Raw genomic sequence first — 15919 nt, forward strand, 5'->3', positions numbered from 1 at the left:
ATTTTTATGGATAAAGGTAAAGTGAAGGAAAAATTACATAATTACACAAGAGCAGTAGAAAGGTTGCGGGAATCGCTGGCCAGAGATGAAAACGATGATATTGTTCTGGATGGCGTAATTCAGAGGTTTGAATTTACTTATGAGTTGTCCTGGAAATTATTGAAAGCATATTTGGCCTATACTGGTATAGCTGAGGTCAGAACACCCAGGGAGGCCTTTAAGGAGGCTTTTGCAGCAGGTTTGATAGTAGACGGCGATATCTGGTTGGAGATGATTGATGACAGAAATCTGACATCCCATACCTATGATGAAACTGAAGCCAGACGTATTTTTGAAAGAATAAGAAACAAGTACTTCAGAGAATTGTCCAAACTTAAAGAAATTATCAGCAAGGAGATGGAACAATGAGATTCGGCCTGGAACAGAGGATTATTGAAAAAATTGTTTCAGTAATAGATATGTGCAAGGTAGTACAAAAAGCTGTTATTTTTGGGTCCAGGGCGAGAGGTGATTTCCGGTATAACTCCGATATAGATATTGCAATATATATGGACGGTAAACCCTATCCGGGATTTTTTGCTGATCTTGATAATGCTGCTGAAATATATAAAATTAATGTGATTGATATGGCCAGCGTTACCAATGAAAAACTGAGGCAAAATATTGAAAGGGAAGGGATTGAAATATACAGAAGAAATAATTAATAAGGAGTCCTAGCTAAAGTTTTAGACGCCCTGGTAAGGGGTGTCTTTTTTATTACCTTTTTTAGCCAGATGGCTAAACTGCGCAAAATGGGGCAAACTAGGTATGTGAAAAATTTTGGCGAAATGGTGAGTGCTGCATGAATGGAGAAAGAAACTTGCTTAGCCCCAGAGAGATAGAGCAACATGCGCTGGAATTAGCCCAACAGCATATCCTTGGCAAAAAAATGCGTTTCCCGCGGGCTCTGCTGGCCGGGGTGAAGCGGCATTACCAGACCATTCTGGAGGTCTATCAGATCCTGGATCGGGAGCTGGACCGGGAGCAGCCCCTGCCACCAACGGCGGAGTGGTTGCTGGATAATTTCTACTTACTGGAGGAACAGGTCAAGGATATCCAGCACACTCTGACCCGCAAACCTCACTTGCGCTTACCTTTGCTGGAGAATAAGGAGATGGCAGGATTACCCCGGGTATATGGGCTGGCCCGGGAGCTGGTGGAACATACTGATGGCAATCTGGATGAAGGCAAAATCCTCAGCTTTATCGGGGCCTATCAGCAGCGGCAGGTTCTGGCCATGACGGAATTGTGGGCCCTGGCGGTGATGCTGCGCATTGCGCTCCTGGAACGGATTAGCCAGCTTTGCCAGGAACTGAAGGTCTGTCACCGACAGCGGCAACGGGCCTGGCAGGTAGCAACCCAGTTGCAGGCGGGGGAAGTGCGTCGGCTGGTCCGGGAACAAAGGGAAGCTGGCGGACTGGAGCCTGCCTTTCTGGAACTGCTGGTACAGCAGTTGCGCCGGCAGGGCGGCAAAGCAGCCCCTTTGCTGGCGGAGCTGGAACAGGAACTGGCTGCGAGCCAGCTGAGTCTGGAGGAATTGATCAGGGAAGAGCACGGACGGCAGGCGGCCCGGCAGGTAGCTATGGGGGCCGCTATTACCAGCCTCAGGTCAGTAGCGGCTCTGGACTGGAATGAAATTTTTGAGGCTTTGAGTCAGGTGGAAGCCATGTTGCGGCAGGATCCTTCTGGCCATTATTCCCAGATGGATTTTGCCTCCCGGGATTATTACCGGCATGAGATTGAAAAACTGGCCCGGTATTACCAGCTGCCGGAAAGGCTGGTTGCCGAACAGGTACTGACCCTGGCCCGGGCTGCTGCGGAACAGGGTAAAGGTGAGGCTGCGCGGCATGCAGGGTATTACTTGCTCGGTGAGGGCAGAGGAGAACTGGAGGATAAACTGGGGGGACGGCCCCGGGGCCTGGGTGGGTTGCGGAGCTGGCTCCGTCAGCATCCCTACCGGGTCTATTTCGGTTCCCTCGTTTTCCTGACTCTGGCAGTGATAGGGCTGTTGATGGGGTATGTCAGCCGGGCCCAGGGGGGGTGGAGCTGGAGGCTGCTGGCTTTGCTTCCTCTGGTGGCTTTGCCGGCCAGTGAAATCGCTTTGATACTGGTTAATTTCTGTGTCAGCCGGCTGTATACTCCCCGGCCTTTGCCCAGGCTAGAACTGCGGGAAGGCATCGGGCCGGAAAATAGCACAATGGTAATCATTCCTACTCTGTTGCCTAAAGCCAGTAAGGTGCAGGAGCTGGTGGAAAAGCTGGAGGTTCATTATCTGGCCAACCGAGAGGAAAATTTGTATTTCGCTCTGGTGGGGGATTTCAAAGATGGTCCAGAGCCAAAGGCTGCCGATGATGAGGAAATCGTGGCTACTGCTCTGGCGGGGATTGCCGAGTTGAACCGGCGTTATGCTCCGCAGCGACCGCGCTTTTTTTACTTCCATCGGGAGCGGCGCTATAATCCGGCCCAGGGCCAGTGGCTGGGCTGGGAACGGAAGCGGGGGGCTATCATAGAGCTCAATGACCTGCTTCGGGGCGTTCCTGACACCAGTTTTACTGTACTAAGTTGTGAACGGGAGCAGTTGCCCATGGTGAAATATATCATCACCCTGGATGCTGATACCAGTCTGCCCCTGGGGACGGCCCGGCAGTTAATCGGCACCATGGCCCATCCCCTGAATCAGCCGGTAGTAGACCGGGAGCAGGGGCTGGTAGTGCGGGGTCATGGGATTTTACAGCCCCGGATTGGGGTGCAGCTGGAAAGCGCCAATCGCACCTGGTTCAGCCGGATTTTTGCCGGTCAGGGAGGAATAGACCCCTATACCACCGCTGTTTCCGATGTTTATCAGGACTTGTTCGGGGAAGGGATTTTCACCGGCAAAGGTATTTATGAGCTGGATACCTTCCAGACCTTGCTCAAGGAAGCTATACCGGAAAATGCCGTCTTGAGCCATGACTTGCTGGAGGGGAGCTATCTGCGGGCCGGGCTGGTGACGGATATTGAACTGCTGGATGGCTATCCCGCCCGCTATCTGGCCTATTCCCTGCGCCAGCATCGCTGGGTGCGGGGAGACTGGCAGCTTTTGCCCTGGCTAAAAAGCCGGGTCAAGGATCGGCAGGGGCAGTGGCGGCCCAATCCCCTTTCGCCGCTATCCAAATGGAAAATCTGCGATAACCTGCGCCGCAGTCTGGTCAGCCCGGCTCTGGTGCTACTGGTAGTGCTGGGAACAGGGCTGCTGCCGGGTAGCAGTCTGGTCTGGCTTGGCCTGGGCCTGGGAACAGTAGCTCTTCCCACCCTGCTCTATTTATTGAGTGAAGGGGTACAGGGGCGGACGGTGCTGACAGGGGTAAGGGCCAGTGTATACCAGTCCCTGTTGCAGTTCCTTTTCCTGCCCTACCAGGGCTATTTAATGCTGGATGCCATTATCAGGACGTTAGTGCGGGTGCTGGTGACCGGCAAAAATCTGCTGGAATGGATTCCGGCCGCTGAGCTGGAGACCTTGCTGAAAAACGACCTGGCAACCTATTACCGCAAGCTGTTCATGGCTCCGCTGGCCGGGGTGCTGGTAGCAGTTCTGGCCTGGGGACGGGGAGAAAGCCCGGCAACAACAGGGCTGGGCCTGCTGGTTGGCCTGACCTGGCTGCTGGCCCCGGCGGTGGCCTGGTGGGTAAGCCGGGATTATATGCGAGCGCCAGAACGCCTGACAGCGGCGGAGGAGGCGGAACTAAGGCGGCTGGCCCGGCAAACCTGGGCCTATTTTGAGGACATGGTGATAGCCCAGGACCATTATCTGCCTCCTGATAATTACCAGGTGGATCCGCCTAAAGGGGTGGCCCATCGCACCTCTCCCACCAATATCGGATTATTGCTGGTCTCCACTCTGGCCGCCCGGGACCTGGGTTTCCTGGGGACAGGGCAAATGCTGGAGCGAATCCAGGCTACTCTGGCTACGGTGGAAAAACTGGAAAAATGGGAAGGCCACCTGTATAACTGGTATGATACCCTGACCCTGCGGGTACTGCGGCCTCGCTATGTCTCCACTGTGGACAGCGGTAATTTTGTCGGCTATTTGCTTGTACTGGCGGAAGGAATCAGGGAATATCTCAAGCGACCTGGGCTGGAGCCGGTTTTGCTCCGGGGGCTGCTGGACACGATCGCCCTTTATAATGAGGAAGCAGGCAACGCAGGGGCCATAACTACCGGGGAGCTGGAAAGCCTGCTGGCCAGTGCAGAAAGCAGCCAGGCGGAATGGCTGGTTCTGCTGGAACAGCTGGAAGAGCAGCTTCAGGGGAGGACCAGTTCTTACTGGGGCCAGAAGGTGCTGGCTATGGTGCAGGCCTTGCGGGCGGAAATGGCCTGCAACCAGGAGGAATTACGGAGTCGAGGCGAGGATTTGCTGCAGCGAATTCAGAATCTGGTGGAAAATACCCGTTTTGCCCCCCTGTACGACTCCCGGCGCAAGCTCTTTTCGATCGGTTACCATGTTGATGAAGGGCAGCTGACCAAATCCTATTATGACCTCCTGGCTTCAGAAGCGCGTCTGGCCAGCTACCTTGCCATCGCCAGGGGAGAAGTGGAGGCTCGCCACTGGTTCCGGCTGGGGCGAAAGCTAACCCGGGTAGAGGGGGACAAGGGACTGGTCTCCTGGGCGGGGACCATGTTTGAATACCTGATGCCCCTGCTGGTAATGCGCACCTATGAAAACACCCTGCTGGATGCCACCTATTCCTTCGCCGTCAGAGTGCAACAAAAATACGGCCAGGAGCGCGGGGTACCCTGGGGGATATCGGAGGCAGCTTATTATGCCTTTGACCTGGCCCTCAATTACCAGTACAAGGCTTTTGGCGTGCCTAACCTGGGTCTGAAGCGGGGCCTGGCCCAGGAACTGGTGGTAGCCCCCTATGCCACTATACTGGCTCTGCCCCTGGTGCCGCGAGCGGCTCTGACCAATTTGCGACGGCTGCGGGAAGAAGGGCTGGCAGGCATCTACGGCTTTTACGAAGCCATTGATTATACCCTGGGGCAAAAAGCGGTAGTCAAAAACTACATGGCTCATCACCTGGGCATGAGCCTGCTGGCTCTTACCAATTTTTTCACCGGCAACAGTATGCAGCAGCGTTTTCATACCAACCCGGCTGTGAAAGCGGCGGAAATCCTGTTACAGGAGCGCATACCGCTGAAAGTGAGTATTATTAAGGAACAACGGGAAGCCTTTCGGCCCCGGCAGCGCAAATTTCAGGATGAACCGGAAGTGGTCAGGAAATACGGAGTGCCGGATCGGGAAATGCCCCGGGTGCATCTGCTGTCCAATGGCTCCTATTCCCTGTTGTTAACCGATGGAGGAGCGGGTTACAGTAAATGGCAGGATCTGGCCTTGACCCGCTGGCAGGAAAACTGGCCCGGTTTCTGCAGCGGTTTTTACATCTATATTCAGAATCTCAATGCCAATAATGTCTGGTCTGCTACTTTTGAACCTTACCGGGTGGAGCCGGAGTATTACCAGGTGATTTTTGCGCCGGATAAAGCGGAATATTTGCGCAAGGATGGGAATATTGAAACCCACACTCGAATTACCGTTTCTCCGGAGGATAATGCGGAAATCCGCACTGTCACTCTGACCAACCACAGCCAGTACGAACGAGTGGTAGAGGTTACCAGCTACCTGGAGGTTGTGCTGGCGCCCCCGGAAGCGGATGCTGCCCATCCTGCTTTCAGCAAACTGTTTGTGACTACGGAGTTTGTACCTGGATATGATTGTTTGCTGGCGGTGCGCCGACCCCGCAGTCAGGGGCAGAAACCCCTTTATGCCCTGCACAGCATTAGTGTTAAGGGTGAAGTGGCAGGGGATCTGCAATACGAAACCGATCGGGCCAAATTTATCGGCCGTAATCGCAACCTGGACTATCCCCTGGCCCTGGAGGTAGACCAGCCTCTTTCCAACAGCAGTGGGGCGGTGCTGGATCCCATCTTCAGCTTGCGGCGGCGGGTGCGACTTAAACCAGGACAATCGGCCCAGGTGGCTTTTGTCCTAGCAGTAGCGGAAACGCGGGAAGAAGCCCTGCGCCTGGCGGATAAATATCGGGATGAAAAGGCCATTGCACGAGCTTTTGAACTGGCCTGGAACCGCAGCCGCCTTGAGGCTGATTATCTGGATCTGCCTGCCCGGGAGGTGGAAACTTACCTTAAACTGATTCCAGCCTTGCTCTTTCCCGGACCGGCTCGCCGCCAGTACGCAGAGGTGATCGCTGGCAACCGGAAGGGACAGCCTGATCTCTGGCCTTTTGGTATTTCTGGTGATTTGCCCATCGTGCTGGTTCGGATTGCTGATCAGGAGGAAGTCGAGCTGGTACAGCGACTGCTGCGGGCCCATGATTTCTGGCGGCGCAAAGGGCTGGCGGTGGATCTGGTATTGCTGGTGGAGGAAGAAGAAGGGTACACGCGGCCGCTGCAGGACCGGATCCGGGAACTGATCCTGGTCAGTCCGGCCCGGGAGCTGTTCCAGCGCAAGAGTGGAGTTTATCTGCTGGTCGAGCGGCAGTTAACTGAGGCGGACCGAACCCTGCTCTTTACGGTAGCGCGCCTGTGCTTTACTGCTGCTACCTCCTGGGAAGAGCTGGCGGCCAATCCCCGCTACCGGCCGGCCCTGCCGGAACTGGTGCCTGAAGCAGCAGAGGAGGAAGAGGAGACAGTGCCGCTAGAGCCCGGTTCCCTGCTTTTTTACAATGGCCTGGGCGGGTTTAGCCCTGACGGCAGGGAATACGTGATCTGGCTCAAGGAAGGGCAAACAACTCCGGCCCCCTGGCTCAATGTGCTGGCCAATCCCGGTTTTGGCTGCAATATAACGGAAGCGGGGGCAGGTTACACCTGGGCGGAAAACAGCCGGGAAAACAAACTCACCCCCTGGTCCAATGATCCGGTAAGTGACCCGCCCGGGGAGGTCATTTATCTGCGGGATGAAAGCAATGGCCGCTACTGGAGCCTAACGCCCCAGCCTATCCGGGAAAAACGGGACTACCTGATCCGCCATGGGCAGGGTTATACGGTGTTTCAGCAGCAGGGCCACGGGCTGGGCCAGGAATTAACTGTCTTTGTAGCCGGTCAGGATCCGGTTAAGCTCTGTCTGGTCAAGTTGCATAACTACTCTTCCCGGCCGCGACGACTGACTTTGACCTACTACCTGCGCCCGGTTATGGGGGTAGACAGCAAGAGCACAGCTCCCTACCTGGTCAGCCGCAGCTATGGGGAAAAAGGCATCCTGCTCTTTACCAATACCTATAACCACGATTTTCCGGGCCGCCTGCTTTTTGTTGACTGTTCCGAAAGCAGGCGCAGCTGGACAGCTGATGGGCTGGAGTTTATCGGGGCCAATGGCACTCTGGAATTCCCTGCGGCTATGAAACGGACCGGGCTTTCCGGCCGGGTGGGGGCTGGGCTGGTGCCTGCCGGGGTGATGCAGACAACCCTGGAGCTGGCTCCCGGCGAAACCCGGGAAGTGGTCTTTCTCCTCGGCCAGGCCCGCTCGGAGGCAGAGGTGGAAACCCTCTGCGCCCGTTATAGCCGGGTGGAGGAAGCCAGAGCCGAGCTGGCACGGGTCAAAGCTTTCTGGCAGGAGCGGCTGGGAGCCCTGCTGGTAAAAACCCCGGATCAGGCCCTGGATTTACTGCTCAATGGCTGGCTGCTTTATCAAGTGATAGCTTGCCGGCTCTGGTCCCGGGCAGCTTTCTACCAGTCCGGAGGAGCTTATGGTTTCCGGGACCAGTTGCAGGACGTGATGGCCGTGGCCTATACCTGGCCAGAGCTAACCAGGAAGCAGATAATGCTTCATGCTGCCCATCAGTTCCTGGAGGGGGATGTGCAGCACTGGTGGCATCCGGGGGCGGAGAAAGGCATACGCACTCGTTATTCCGATGACTTGCTCTGGCTCCCTTATGTGACTGCTGACTATATCAGGGTGACCGGTGACTGGTCTATCCTGGCGGAGGAAGCTGGTTACCTGGAGGATGAGCCTCTGGCCGCCGGGGAAGATGAGCGGTACAGCATACCCAGGCAGTCCCAGCACCGGGAGAGTCTTTACCAGCACTGCCTGAGGGCCATCGACCATGCCCTTAAATTCGGACCCCATGGCTTGCCCTTAATGGGTTGCGGGGACTGGAATGATGGCATGAACAAGGTTGGCCACCGGGGCCAGGGGGAAAGTGTCTGGCTGGCCTGGTTTCTGTGTACCGTGCTGGAGCGGTTTATCCCCATCTGCCGGGCCCAGGGGGACCTGGAGCGGGCTGAGAAATTCGCGGATTTGCGCCAGCAACTGGCTGAAGCTATTGAAAAACATGCCTGGGATGGCAGCTGGTATCGCCGGGCCTATTTCGATGACGGCACTCCCCTGGGATCGGCGGAGAACAGTGAATGCAAAATCGATGCTATCGCCCAATCCTGGTCGGTAATTTCCGGCCTGGGACGGCCCCGCCGGGCGGAGGAAGCTATGCGGGCGGTAGAAAACTATCTGGTGGACCGGGAAGCGGGGATTATCAAGCTTCTGACTCCACCCTTTGGTGATGGCGAGCTTGAACCCGGCTATATCAAGGGCTATGTGCCGGGTGTGCGGGAAAATGGCGGCCAGTACACCCATGCCGCTGTTTGGACCGCACTGGCCTTTGCCCTGCTGGGCCAGGGGGACAAAGCAGGAGAGCTGCTGAGTCTGCTCAACCCCATCAACCACGCCCGCACCAGTATCGAAGCCATGCGCTATAAAGTAGAACCCTATGTCCTGGCTGCTGATGTTTATGCTGTTGCCCCCAATACCGGCCGGGGCGGCTGGACCTGGTATACCGGGGCCGCCGGCTGGTTCTACCGGGTGGCTATTGAGCATATACTGGGGCTGAAAAAGGAAGGGAACCGGCTGCGTTTCAATCCCTGTATTCCCCGGGACTGGGCGGAGTATCAGGTGCAGTACCGCTTTGGTTCTACCCTCTACCTGATTCAGGTGCGCAATCCTGAGCGCATGAATCGAGGGGTAAAGAGGGTAGTGGTGGATGGCAGGGAAAAGCAGGATGGAGCGGTGGAGCTGGTGGATGATGGGGAGCAGCACCGGGTTGAGGTGATCATAGGGTAAAAGAAACCAGGGACACCGTTAGGGTAGTGTCCCTGGTTTCTTTGCTTAATACTAGCTAGGGTGAACATAAGGGAGAACGGTTTTGATCAGTTTTTTTACCAGCTCAAGTTCTTTTGGTGAGCATTTATTAAGTAATTCATTTATTTCAATATCACTAACATAATTGTAGGCGTTACCGACATCATGTATATAATAATTATTGTAGGCGGTTTTACCGAAAACGAGGAAATCCAGAGATACATGCAAACAATTAGCTACTTTAGCTAAAACGGGAAGGCTCATTTGTCGTTCTCCCCGTTCCAGTTGACCGACATAGTAGTCTGACAGCTCGATGATTTCAGCAAATTCTTCCCGGGAAAGCCCCAGTTTTTCTCTTTCTGTCCGTATTCTCTGTCCAATTTCTTTATTATTTATTTCCTTATTTTTTTTCATCCTGTTCACTCCCTGCTCAAAAATACTTTATCCAATTTCCAGCTGCAACTGAATATGCAACAAGCATATATTTTTTGTTTGCATTGATCTGAATTTTGTTGTAAAATTATGTTAATCTTTGGATACAGGGAGTGGAAAATGGGTGGGAAAGAAGGATAAAATAGAAATAGCAAGAAGTATCCTTACTAATGCCATGAATATGAATTTGAGCACAGATATTCTTCTTAAAATAAGTCAAAAAATTGATAAGTATATTGTTGAATATTATCAGATGTGTGACGGTACGAAAACTGAATTTGAAGAAAAAGAAAGTCAATAACGGAAATCAAACTTTGGTTGCTAATCTGGCAATCAAAGTATTTTTTTGCAGGAAATAGCTTATAAATATAGAATTAAATAGCTAAGAAAAAAATAAGGAGGCCAAACATGAAGCTTCAGCAATTGCTTGAGCAACTGCAAACTGATGGAGTCTGGTGTCTGGCAGTGCTTCCCCTATATAGAGATAGGAAGTCCTATACGACCTCACTGCCCCGTTATAGCCTGGTACAAAAATATCTACGCCTGGGAGAAAAAATAGTGGTAGTTAGCCTTAAACAGTATGATGTTGATTGGTCTTATATGATTGGCATCGAAGCATTTCCTCTCACTGGTATTGAATTTTCTGAGACAGATGGGAAAATTATCATAAAACGAGATTACATCGAGGTAGAAAAAATTTTACGAGGAGAAGAGTATCTTCAGGATGCCGGGGTATTCCTGGTTAAGGAACAGGACTTTACCCTCAGATATCGTCGCTACCGGCCTGGGCCCCAGTATAAAGTGGACATGGTGGCTACCGGTTTTCTTACCGCTGAGGAATTCGATTATTATAATCAGGACAGGGTAGCAGAGAAGTTACCTCAAATTGACCTGTGCGATATACACCGTTATTTACCTGCCAGAGACGCTGATCCGGAAATTTGTGCCTGGTGTCAATGTCCCAGAGAAAAACAGGAAACTCTCTGGAATTGTCCTTTACTGGGTAATAGACAGATTTGCCAGACCTGTTGTTATTATGATAGTCAGTCAATGGATATTTATCTGCGAGTACCGGAAATACTGGAAGTAGCTCGCTTCTTAACCGATCAAAATTTGACCCTGGAAGAAGCGATTAAGATTTGCCAGAATTGTGGAAAAGGTGGTTTGCAGAATTGGAACAGGAAACAAAAATTATGAACAGTCATTTTCAAGAGATTGAGCGGTTAAAACGACAAATTATTGAAAAATATAGCCCTGAAGCAATCATCCTGTTTGGCTCTTGTGCTAAAGGAAGAATTAGAAAAAACAGTGATATTGATCTTTGTGTTATTATAGAAACTGATAACAAACGAGAGCTTGTCCAGGAAAGTCATTTTTAGACCGTCAGAATGGGAAAGGGATAAGGATAATTTGGCCACTTTTGCAGGTTTAATAAATAGGACTGGAGTGAAGATATATGGTTGATACTCAGAACTACAGGAAGATGCTGAAGAAAGTCTGCGCATAGCTGAAAGATTCATAAACGTGGTAGAAGAATTGCTAAAGGCATGACCCCGGGCAGTCATGCCTTCTTGTGTATTACAGAAAGGAGTTGGGCTATGAAACGGGAATACCATACCCCGAATGTGATCGTCTACTGGGATTCTGACCTTTGTACCCATTCTGGCAATTGTGTGCGGGCCCTGCCCCGGGTCTTTCGGCCCATGGAGCGGCCCTGGGTGAAAACCGACAGGGCTGAAGCGGAGGAAATCATCAAAGCAATTGACCTCTGTCCTTCCGGGGCCTTGCGCTATGCTATTCCACCGGGCTCGCGGCTCAAACCTGATGAATGCCGGGGTCCTGGCCTGAAGCGGGATAAACTGAAACTGGCCCTGCTGCAAATGCCTGTAACTACAGACAAAGCAGCCAACCTGGAGACAGCAGCCCGGATGCTGGCTGAAGCGGCAGTTCAGGGGGCGGAACTGGCTATCTTGCCGGAGATGTTCAATTGCCCTTATCAAAATGACCAGTTCCCTCTTTTTGCTGAGCTGGAAGGGGAGCAAACCTGGCAGTTTCTGCAGGAACAGGCTAAAAAACATGGTCTTATCCTGGTGGGAGGCTCTATTCCGGAAAAAGATGAGGAAGGACACCTCTATAATACCTGTTATGTTTTTGGCGCGGAAGGACGCCCCCTGGCCAAGCACCGCAAAGTCCATCTCTTTGATGTGGATATTCCCGGCGGCCAGTATTTCAAGGAATCGGATACTCTGCGACCGGGGGATAAACTAACAGTATTTAACACACCCTATTGCCGGATGGGAGTAATGATCTGCTATGACCTGCGCTTCCCGGAAATGGCGAGGATAATGGCTTTACAGGGGGCCCGCCTGGTGATTGTTCCCGGGGCTTTCAACCTGACGACCGGGCCGGCCCACTGGGAACTTTTGCTGCGCAGCCGGGCGGTGGACAATCAGGTGTTTACCGTGGGGGTGGCTCCAGCCCGGGATGAAAGGGCCAGTTATGTTTCCTACGGGCACTCAATGGTGGTAGACCCCTGGGGCCAGGTAGTGGGCCAGCTGGGAGCAGAGCCGGGTTTGCTGACGGTAGAACTGGATTTGACCCGGGTGGACCAGGTGCGGCAGGCGATGCCTTTGTGGCAACACCGGCGGCCGGATTTATATACCCTTAAACTTACGTAAAATTTGTGGTATAAATATATATGTGATCATTTTGTGAAAGGTTGGTAGGAATGGAGAACAAACAAGCACCATCCAATTTTATCCGCAATATCATCCTCAATGATCTGGAGTCCGGTAAACATAAAACCATTGTTACCCGTTTTCCCCCTGAACCCAACGGCTATTTACATATCGGACATGCCAAGTCGATAGTGCTCAATTTCGACCTGGCCGATGAGTTTGGCGGCAAAACCCACCTGCGCTTTGATGATACCAACCCTCTGAAAGAGGATACCGAATATGTGGAATCCATCAAGGAGGATGTGCGCTGGCTGGGCTATGAATGGGACGGACTCTACTTTGCTTCCGACTATTTCGAGGAAATGTATCAGCGCGCAGTGTTGCTGATCAAAAAGGGCAAAGCCTATGTCTGTGACCTTTCACCTGAAGAAATTCGGGCCACCCGCGGCACTCTGACCGAGCCGGGGAAAGAAAGCCCTTACCGCAATCGTTCAGTGGAGGAAAACCTGGATCTGTTTGAGCGCATGCGCAAAGGGGAGTTTAAAGACGGGGAGAAAACCCTGCGGGCCAAAATCGATATGGCTTCTCCTAACCTGAATATGCGGGATCCGGTGCTGTACCGCATACTCCACGCTACCCATCATAATACCGGGGACAAGTGGTGCATCTATCCCATGTATGATTTCGCCCATCCCCTTGAAGATGCTATTGAAGGGGTGACCCATTCCATTTGTACCCTGGAATTTGAAGACCATCGCCCCCTGTATGACTGGGTGATCAGGGAATGTGAAATGGAATGCCAGCCCCAGCAAATTGAGTTTGCCCGCCTCAATATGACCAATACGGTGATGAGCAAACGCAAACTGAAACTGCTGGTGGATAACGGTATCGTAGACGGCTGGGATGACCCGCGCATGCCCACCATTGCCGGGCTCAGACGGAGGGGTTATACGCCAGAGGCTATCCGGGAATTCTGCCGGGCCATCGGGGTAGCCAAAAGCAACAGCACCGTGGACTACCAGATGCTGGAGCATTTTATCCGGGAAGATTTGAAACTGAAAGCTCCCCGCACTATGGCCATTCTGCGGCCTCTGAAAGTGGTGATTACCAACTATCCGGAAGGCCAGGTGGAATGGCTGGATGCGGAGAACAACCCGGAAAATCCGGAAATGGGGACGCGGAAGATTCCTTTTTCCCGGGAAATCTACATTGAACAGGATGACTTCATGGAAGTGCCGCCGCCCAAATACCACCGCCTCTATCCTGGCAATGAAGTACGCCTGAAACATGCTTATATTATCAAGTGTGAAGAGGTCATCAAGGATGAGGCTGGCAATGTGGTGGAATTGCGCTGTACCTATGACCCCACAACCAAAAGCGGTCAGGATACTTCCGGCAAAAAGGTCAAGGGCACCATTCACTGGGTGGAAGCCAATCACGCCCTGCCGGCGGAATTCCGCCTCTATGAACCTTTAATCCTGGAAGACGATCAGGAGGAGGAAGAAAACAAGTCCTTCCTGGAGCGCATCAACCCCAATTCCCTGGAGGTATTGCAGGGGTTTGTGGAGGCCCAGCTCAAAGGGGTGGCGCCTCAAACCAAGTTCCAGTTCTTCCGCCATGGGTACTTTAATGTGGACCCCAAATATACCACGGCGGAAAAACCGGTCTTTAACCGGATTGTTTCCCTGAAAAGCTCTTTCAAATTATAAGTGGGGGCTTTTGCCCCCCTGTATACTGTGTATGGGGCCAATACTTGTAATCTTTTGGAACCGCTGAGTGCGGACCCGCATGCTAGGTGGTGTGAGCGGATGGGGGTTAATCACCCCCTCCTACTCACTCGATGAGGATTTCAACAAGGCTTACAAAGCAGTAAGGAATTTCTTTTCCTCGACTAACATCGACCTTCCGCTGAACTGCATTATCCGCATGATAAACCCTCACCACCAGGCTGCCACTGCTATCAACCAGTCCCAGCACATCCCCATGGGCATTGACCAGATCGAAGTAGGCAGGAAGCTGGCGAAGGCAGAAAAAAGGGGGATTACTTCAGAGGTTATTGAAAAACTCCGCCTGGTAGTCAAAGGGCGGAACAACCGGGTAGCGTCTTTGGAGAAAAAGCTAGCTGAGTTTGATGCCCACCGGCAGAGCGGCACGATACCAAAGGTAATCTTTGGCGGCAGAAAACTCTGGGAAAGAATCTGCAAGGGGCCTTTCCCTTTGCGAAGATGGTGGAAGCGGTGTGCAGAAGGGTTGTCAAGGAAAGGATACCCTTCGAGCTTGTACCTGCCCGGCACACGTCCACCATAGGTTACTGGAAGTACATGGAGCGTTATGCCGTCCCGGTACACTGTGCTGCAGCACTGGTTATTGGCCGCCGGGCGATGGGCTTTAGGGAACGGGTAACGAAAGAGCTTCAGCAACTGGTAACCCAAATCAAGCAAGACCTAACCTGTAAAGTCAATCCTAATATACCGAGGGAAGGAAAAGGGATGACCCGCAGGGTCAGGGCCTGCTTGAGGTGGCTGGATGGTAAGCTCCTGTTGCACAACGGGTTTGCCCGACAGCAGCAGGAGGCATATTACTCCGTCTGGCACGACCTCAAAAAACTTGCCCTGTCCTTACGGTAACCCCGTTTAGCCGGTGTCGGGAAAACCGGTAGGCGTTCTAACAGGACGGTTCGGACGGCGGTGAGCTTGCCGCTTCTACTCCAGTTTACTTCGACCTGCTGGTGCCGAAAGACATTCCGAAGGCGAGCCTTGGGTACGGGAGAGGATAACCTCTTCGTTCGGGCTCCGGGTGGGACTCCCGGGCCGAGGTCCCCTGTCGCCCTGCCCCTCGGAGGGCAAATCAAATGTTCGGAAAGGAGGCGAAGACCTGGTCTGGGGGCCGGTTTGGCTGGAGATAAAAACAGTCAAGTTTTTTGAACCAGGTGTAAATAATGGACAAATTTTTTGTGAATAAGGACGAAGTGGTTTTAATGGTCATTGATATACAAGAGAGACTAGTTCCGGTAATGAAATATGGAAGTCAAATTATTAATAAGACAAATATCTTGCTAACTATAGCTAATAGGCTAAATATACCGGTGGTGGTTACACAACAGTATACAAAAGGCCTGGGAAAGACAGTAGAAGAGGTTGCAAGCAACTTTAATCAAGTAACGATTTATGAAAAGATAACTTTTTCAGCATGTACAGACCAGTTGGTTGCGGATTTAAAGAAGATAGGTAGACCGAAAATAATAGTTACAGGAATGGAGGCACACGTCTGTGTTTTCCAAACTGTTAGAGACTTATTGAAAATTGGATATAACGTTTTCGTTGTTAGTGATGCCGTTTGCTCACGTAGTAAAGAAAACTATTTGAATGCATTATCCTTAATGCAACAAATGGGAGCAGTCATTACCAATACTGAATCTGTATTCTTTGATTTGATGAAAGAGGCGGGGACACCAGAGTTTAAGGAATTATCTCGTTTAATCAAATAACCGAAATCGCCAAGGGCAAAGCCTATGTCTTTAATTTTGTTACTGCTTGTGGCTAATAAATGTAAGCATAAATAAAAGGGGCTGGTGATATGCCCCTTTTACTTATGTCGAAACTAATAAACCAAGCTGGTATTCGCATAAACTTTACTGAATTTTAGT

At 52.0% G+C, this 15919-nt stretch carries 11 protein-coding genes and 1 pseudogene; 11 read left to right on the forward strand and 1 reads right to left on the reverse strand.

Features of this window, described 5'->3' with window-relative positions; genetic code table 11:
* The first annotated feature begins 6 nt into the window (after positions 1-6).
* The 3 genes from CTH_RS02205 (at position 7) to CTH_RS02215 (ending at position 9145) form a co-directional block, all read left to right on the forward strand.
* Positions 7-408: a nucleotidyltransferase substrate binding protein gene (locus tag CTH_RS02205; RefSeq protein ID WP_078666475.1), complete on the forward strand. Its 402-nt coding sequence runs from the start codon at positions 7-9 to the stop codon at positions 406-408.
* Positions 405-704, forward strand: a complete 300-nt coding sequence (locus CTH_RS02210) for a nucleotidyltransferase family protein (protein WP_078666476.1) — start codon at positions 405-407, stop codon at positions 702-704. Before CTH_RS02205 ends, CTH_RS02210 begins: the two co-directional genes overlap by 4 nt.
* 137 nt (positions 705-841) lie before the next feature.
* On the forward strand, positions 842-9145 hold the full coding sequence (locus CTH_RS02215; RefSeq protein WP_107752902.1) for a glycoside hydrolase family 94 protein: 8304 nt from the start codon (positions 842-844) through the stop codon (positions 9143-9145).
* A 51-nt stretch (positions 9146-9196) separates the two neighbouring features.
* On the opposite strand, the gene CTH_RS02220 is transcribed toward CTH_RS02215, so the two are convergent.
* Positions 9197-9577: a helix-turn-helix domain-containing protein gene (locus CTH_RS02220; protein WP_078666477.1), complete on the reverse strand. Its 381-nt coding sequence runs from the start codon at positions 9575-9577 to the stop codon at positions 9197-9199.
* Positions 9578-9719: 142 nt separating this feature from the next.
* Between CTH_RS02220 and CTH_RS02225 the strand changes: the two genes are divergently transcribed.
* The 8 genes and pseudogenes from CTH_RS02225 to CTH_RS02255 all read left to right on the forward strand — a co-directional run bounded on the left by CTH_RS02225 (position 9720) and on the right by CTH_RS02255 (position 15760).
* Positions 9720-9896 (forward strand): aspartyl-phosphate phosphatase Spo0E family protein, encoded by a 177-nt coding sequence (locus CTH_RS02225; protein ID WP_078666478.1) that lies wholly within the window; start codon positions 9720-9722, stop codon positions 9894-9896.
* Positions 9897-10003: 107 nt separating this feature from the next.
* Positions 10004-10792 carry a hypothetical protein gene (locus tag CTH_RS02230; protein ID WP_107752904.1) on the forward strand — a complete coding sequence of 263 codons (789 nt, stop codon included), beginning with the start codon at positions 10004-10006 and terminating at the stop codon, positions 10790-10792.
* On the forward strand, positions 10768-10974 hold the full coding sequence (locus CTH_RS02235) for a nucleotidyltransferase domain-containing protein (protein ID WP_242947942.1): 207 nt from the start codon (positions 10768-10770) through the stop codon (positions 10972-10974). The genes CTH_RS02230 and CTH_RS02235 overlap by 25 nt, the downstream gene beginning before the upstream one ends.
* Positions 10975-11193: 219 nt before the next feature.
* Positions 11194-11331, forward strand: a pseudogene (locus CTH_RS14505) ((4Fe-4S)-binding protein); the annotation flags it as partial.
* A 144-nt stretch (positions 11332-11475) separates the two neighbouring features.
* Positions 11476-12273 carry a carbon-nitrogen hydrolase family protein gene (locus CTH_RS14275; protein WP_477021183.1) on the forward strand — a complete coding sequence of 266 codons (798 nt, stop codon included), beginning with the start codon at positions 11476-11478 and terminating at the stop codon, positions 12271-12273.
* A gap of 50 nt (positions 12274-12323) precedes the next feature.
* Positions 12324-13982: a glutamine--tRNA ligase/YqeY domain fusion protein gene (locus CTH_RS02245; RefSeq protein WP_078666483.1), complete on the forward strand. Its 1659-nt coding sequence runs from the start codon at positions 12324-12326 to the stop codon at positions 13980-13982.
* A 528-nt stretch (positions 13983-14510) separates the two neighbouring features.
* Positions 14511-14900, forward strand: coding sequence for a hypothetical protein (locus tag CTH_RS14280; RefSeq protein ID WP_207656822.1), 390 nt, complete (start codon positions 14511-14513; stop codon positions 14898-14900).
* A gap of 311 nt (positions 14901-15211) precedes the next feature.
* On the forward strand, positions 15212-15760 hold the full coding sequence (locus CTH_RS02255) for a hydrolase (RefSeq protein WP_078665475.1): 549 nt from the start codon (positions 15212-15214) through the stop codon (positions 15758-15760).
* Positions 15761-15919: the final 159 nt, after the last annotated feature.

This window comes from Carboxydocella thermautotrophica, assembly GCA_003054495.1.
Taxonomy (GTDB): Bacteria; Bacillota.

Excerpts from the sequence above, each read along its gene's own strand:
- CTH_RS02210 (WP_078666476.1), top strand. The coding sequence starts at position 405 with ATGAGATTCGGCCTGGAACAGAGGATTATTGAAAAAATTGTTTCAGTA.
- CTH_RS02245 (WP_078666483.1), top strand. The coding sequence starts at position 12,324 with ATGGAGAACAAACAAGCACCATCCAATTTTATCCGCAATATCATCCTC.
- CTH_RS02205 (WP_078666475.1), top strand. The coding sequence starts at position 7 with ATGGATAAAGGTAAAGTGAAGGAAAAATTACATAATTACACAAGAGCA.
- CTH_RS02230 (WP_107752904.1), top strand. The coding sequence starts at position 10,004 with ATGAAGCTTCAGCAATTGCTTGAGCAACTGCAAACTGATGGAGTCTGG.
- CTH_RS14275 (WP_477021183.1), top strand. The coding sequence starts at position 11,476 with ATGCCTGTAACTACAGACAAAGCAGCCAACCTGGAGACAGCAGCCCGG.
- CTH_RS02220 (WP_078666477.1), bottom strand. The coding sequence starts at position 9,577 with ATGAAAAAAAATAAGGAAATAAATAATAAAGAAATTGGACAGAGAATA.
- CTH_RS02215 (WP_107752902.1), top strand. The coding sequence starts at position 842 with ATGAATGGAGAAAGAAACTTGCTTAGCCCCAGAGAGATAGAGCAACAT.
- CTH_RS02255 (WP_078665475.1), top strand. The coding sequence starts at position 15,212 with ATGGACAAATTTTTTGTGAATAAGGACGAAGTGGTTTTAATGGTCATT.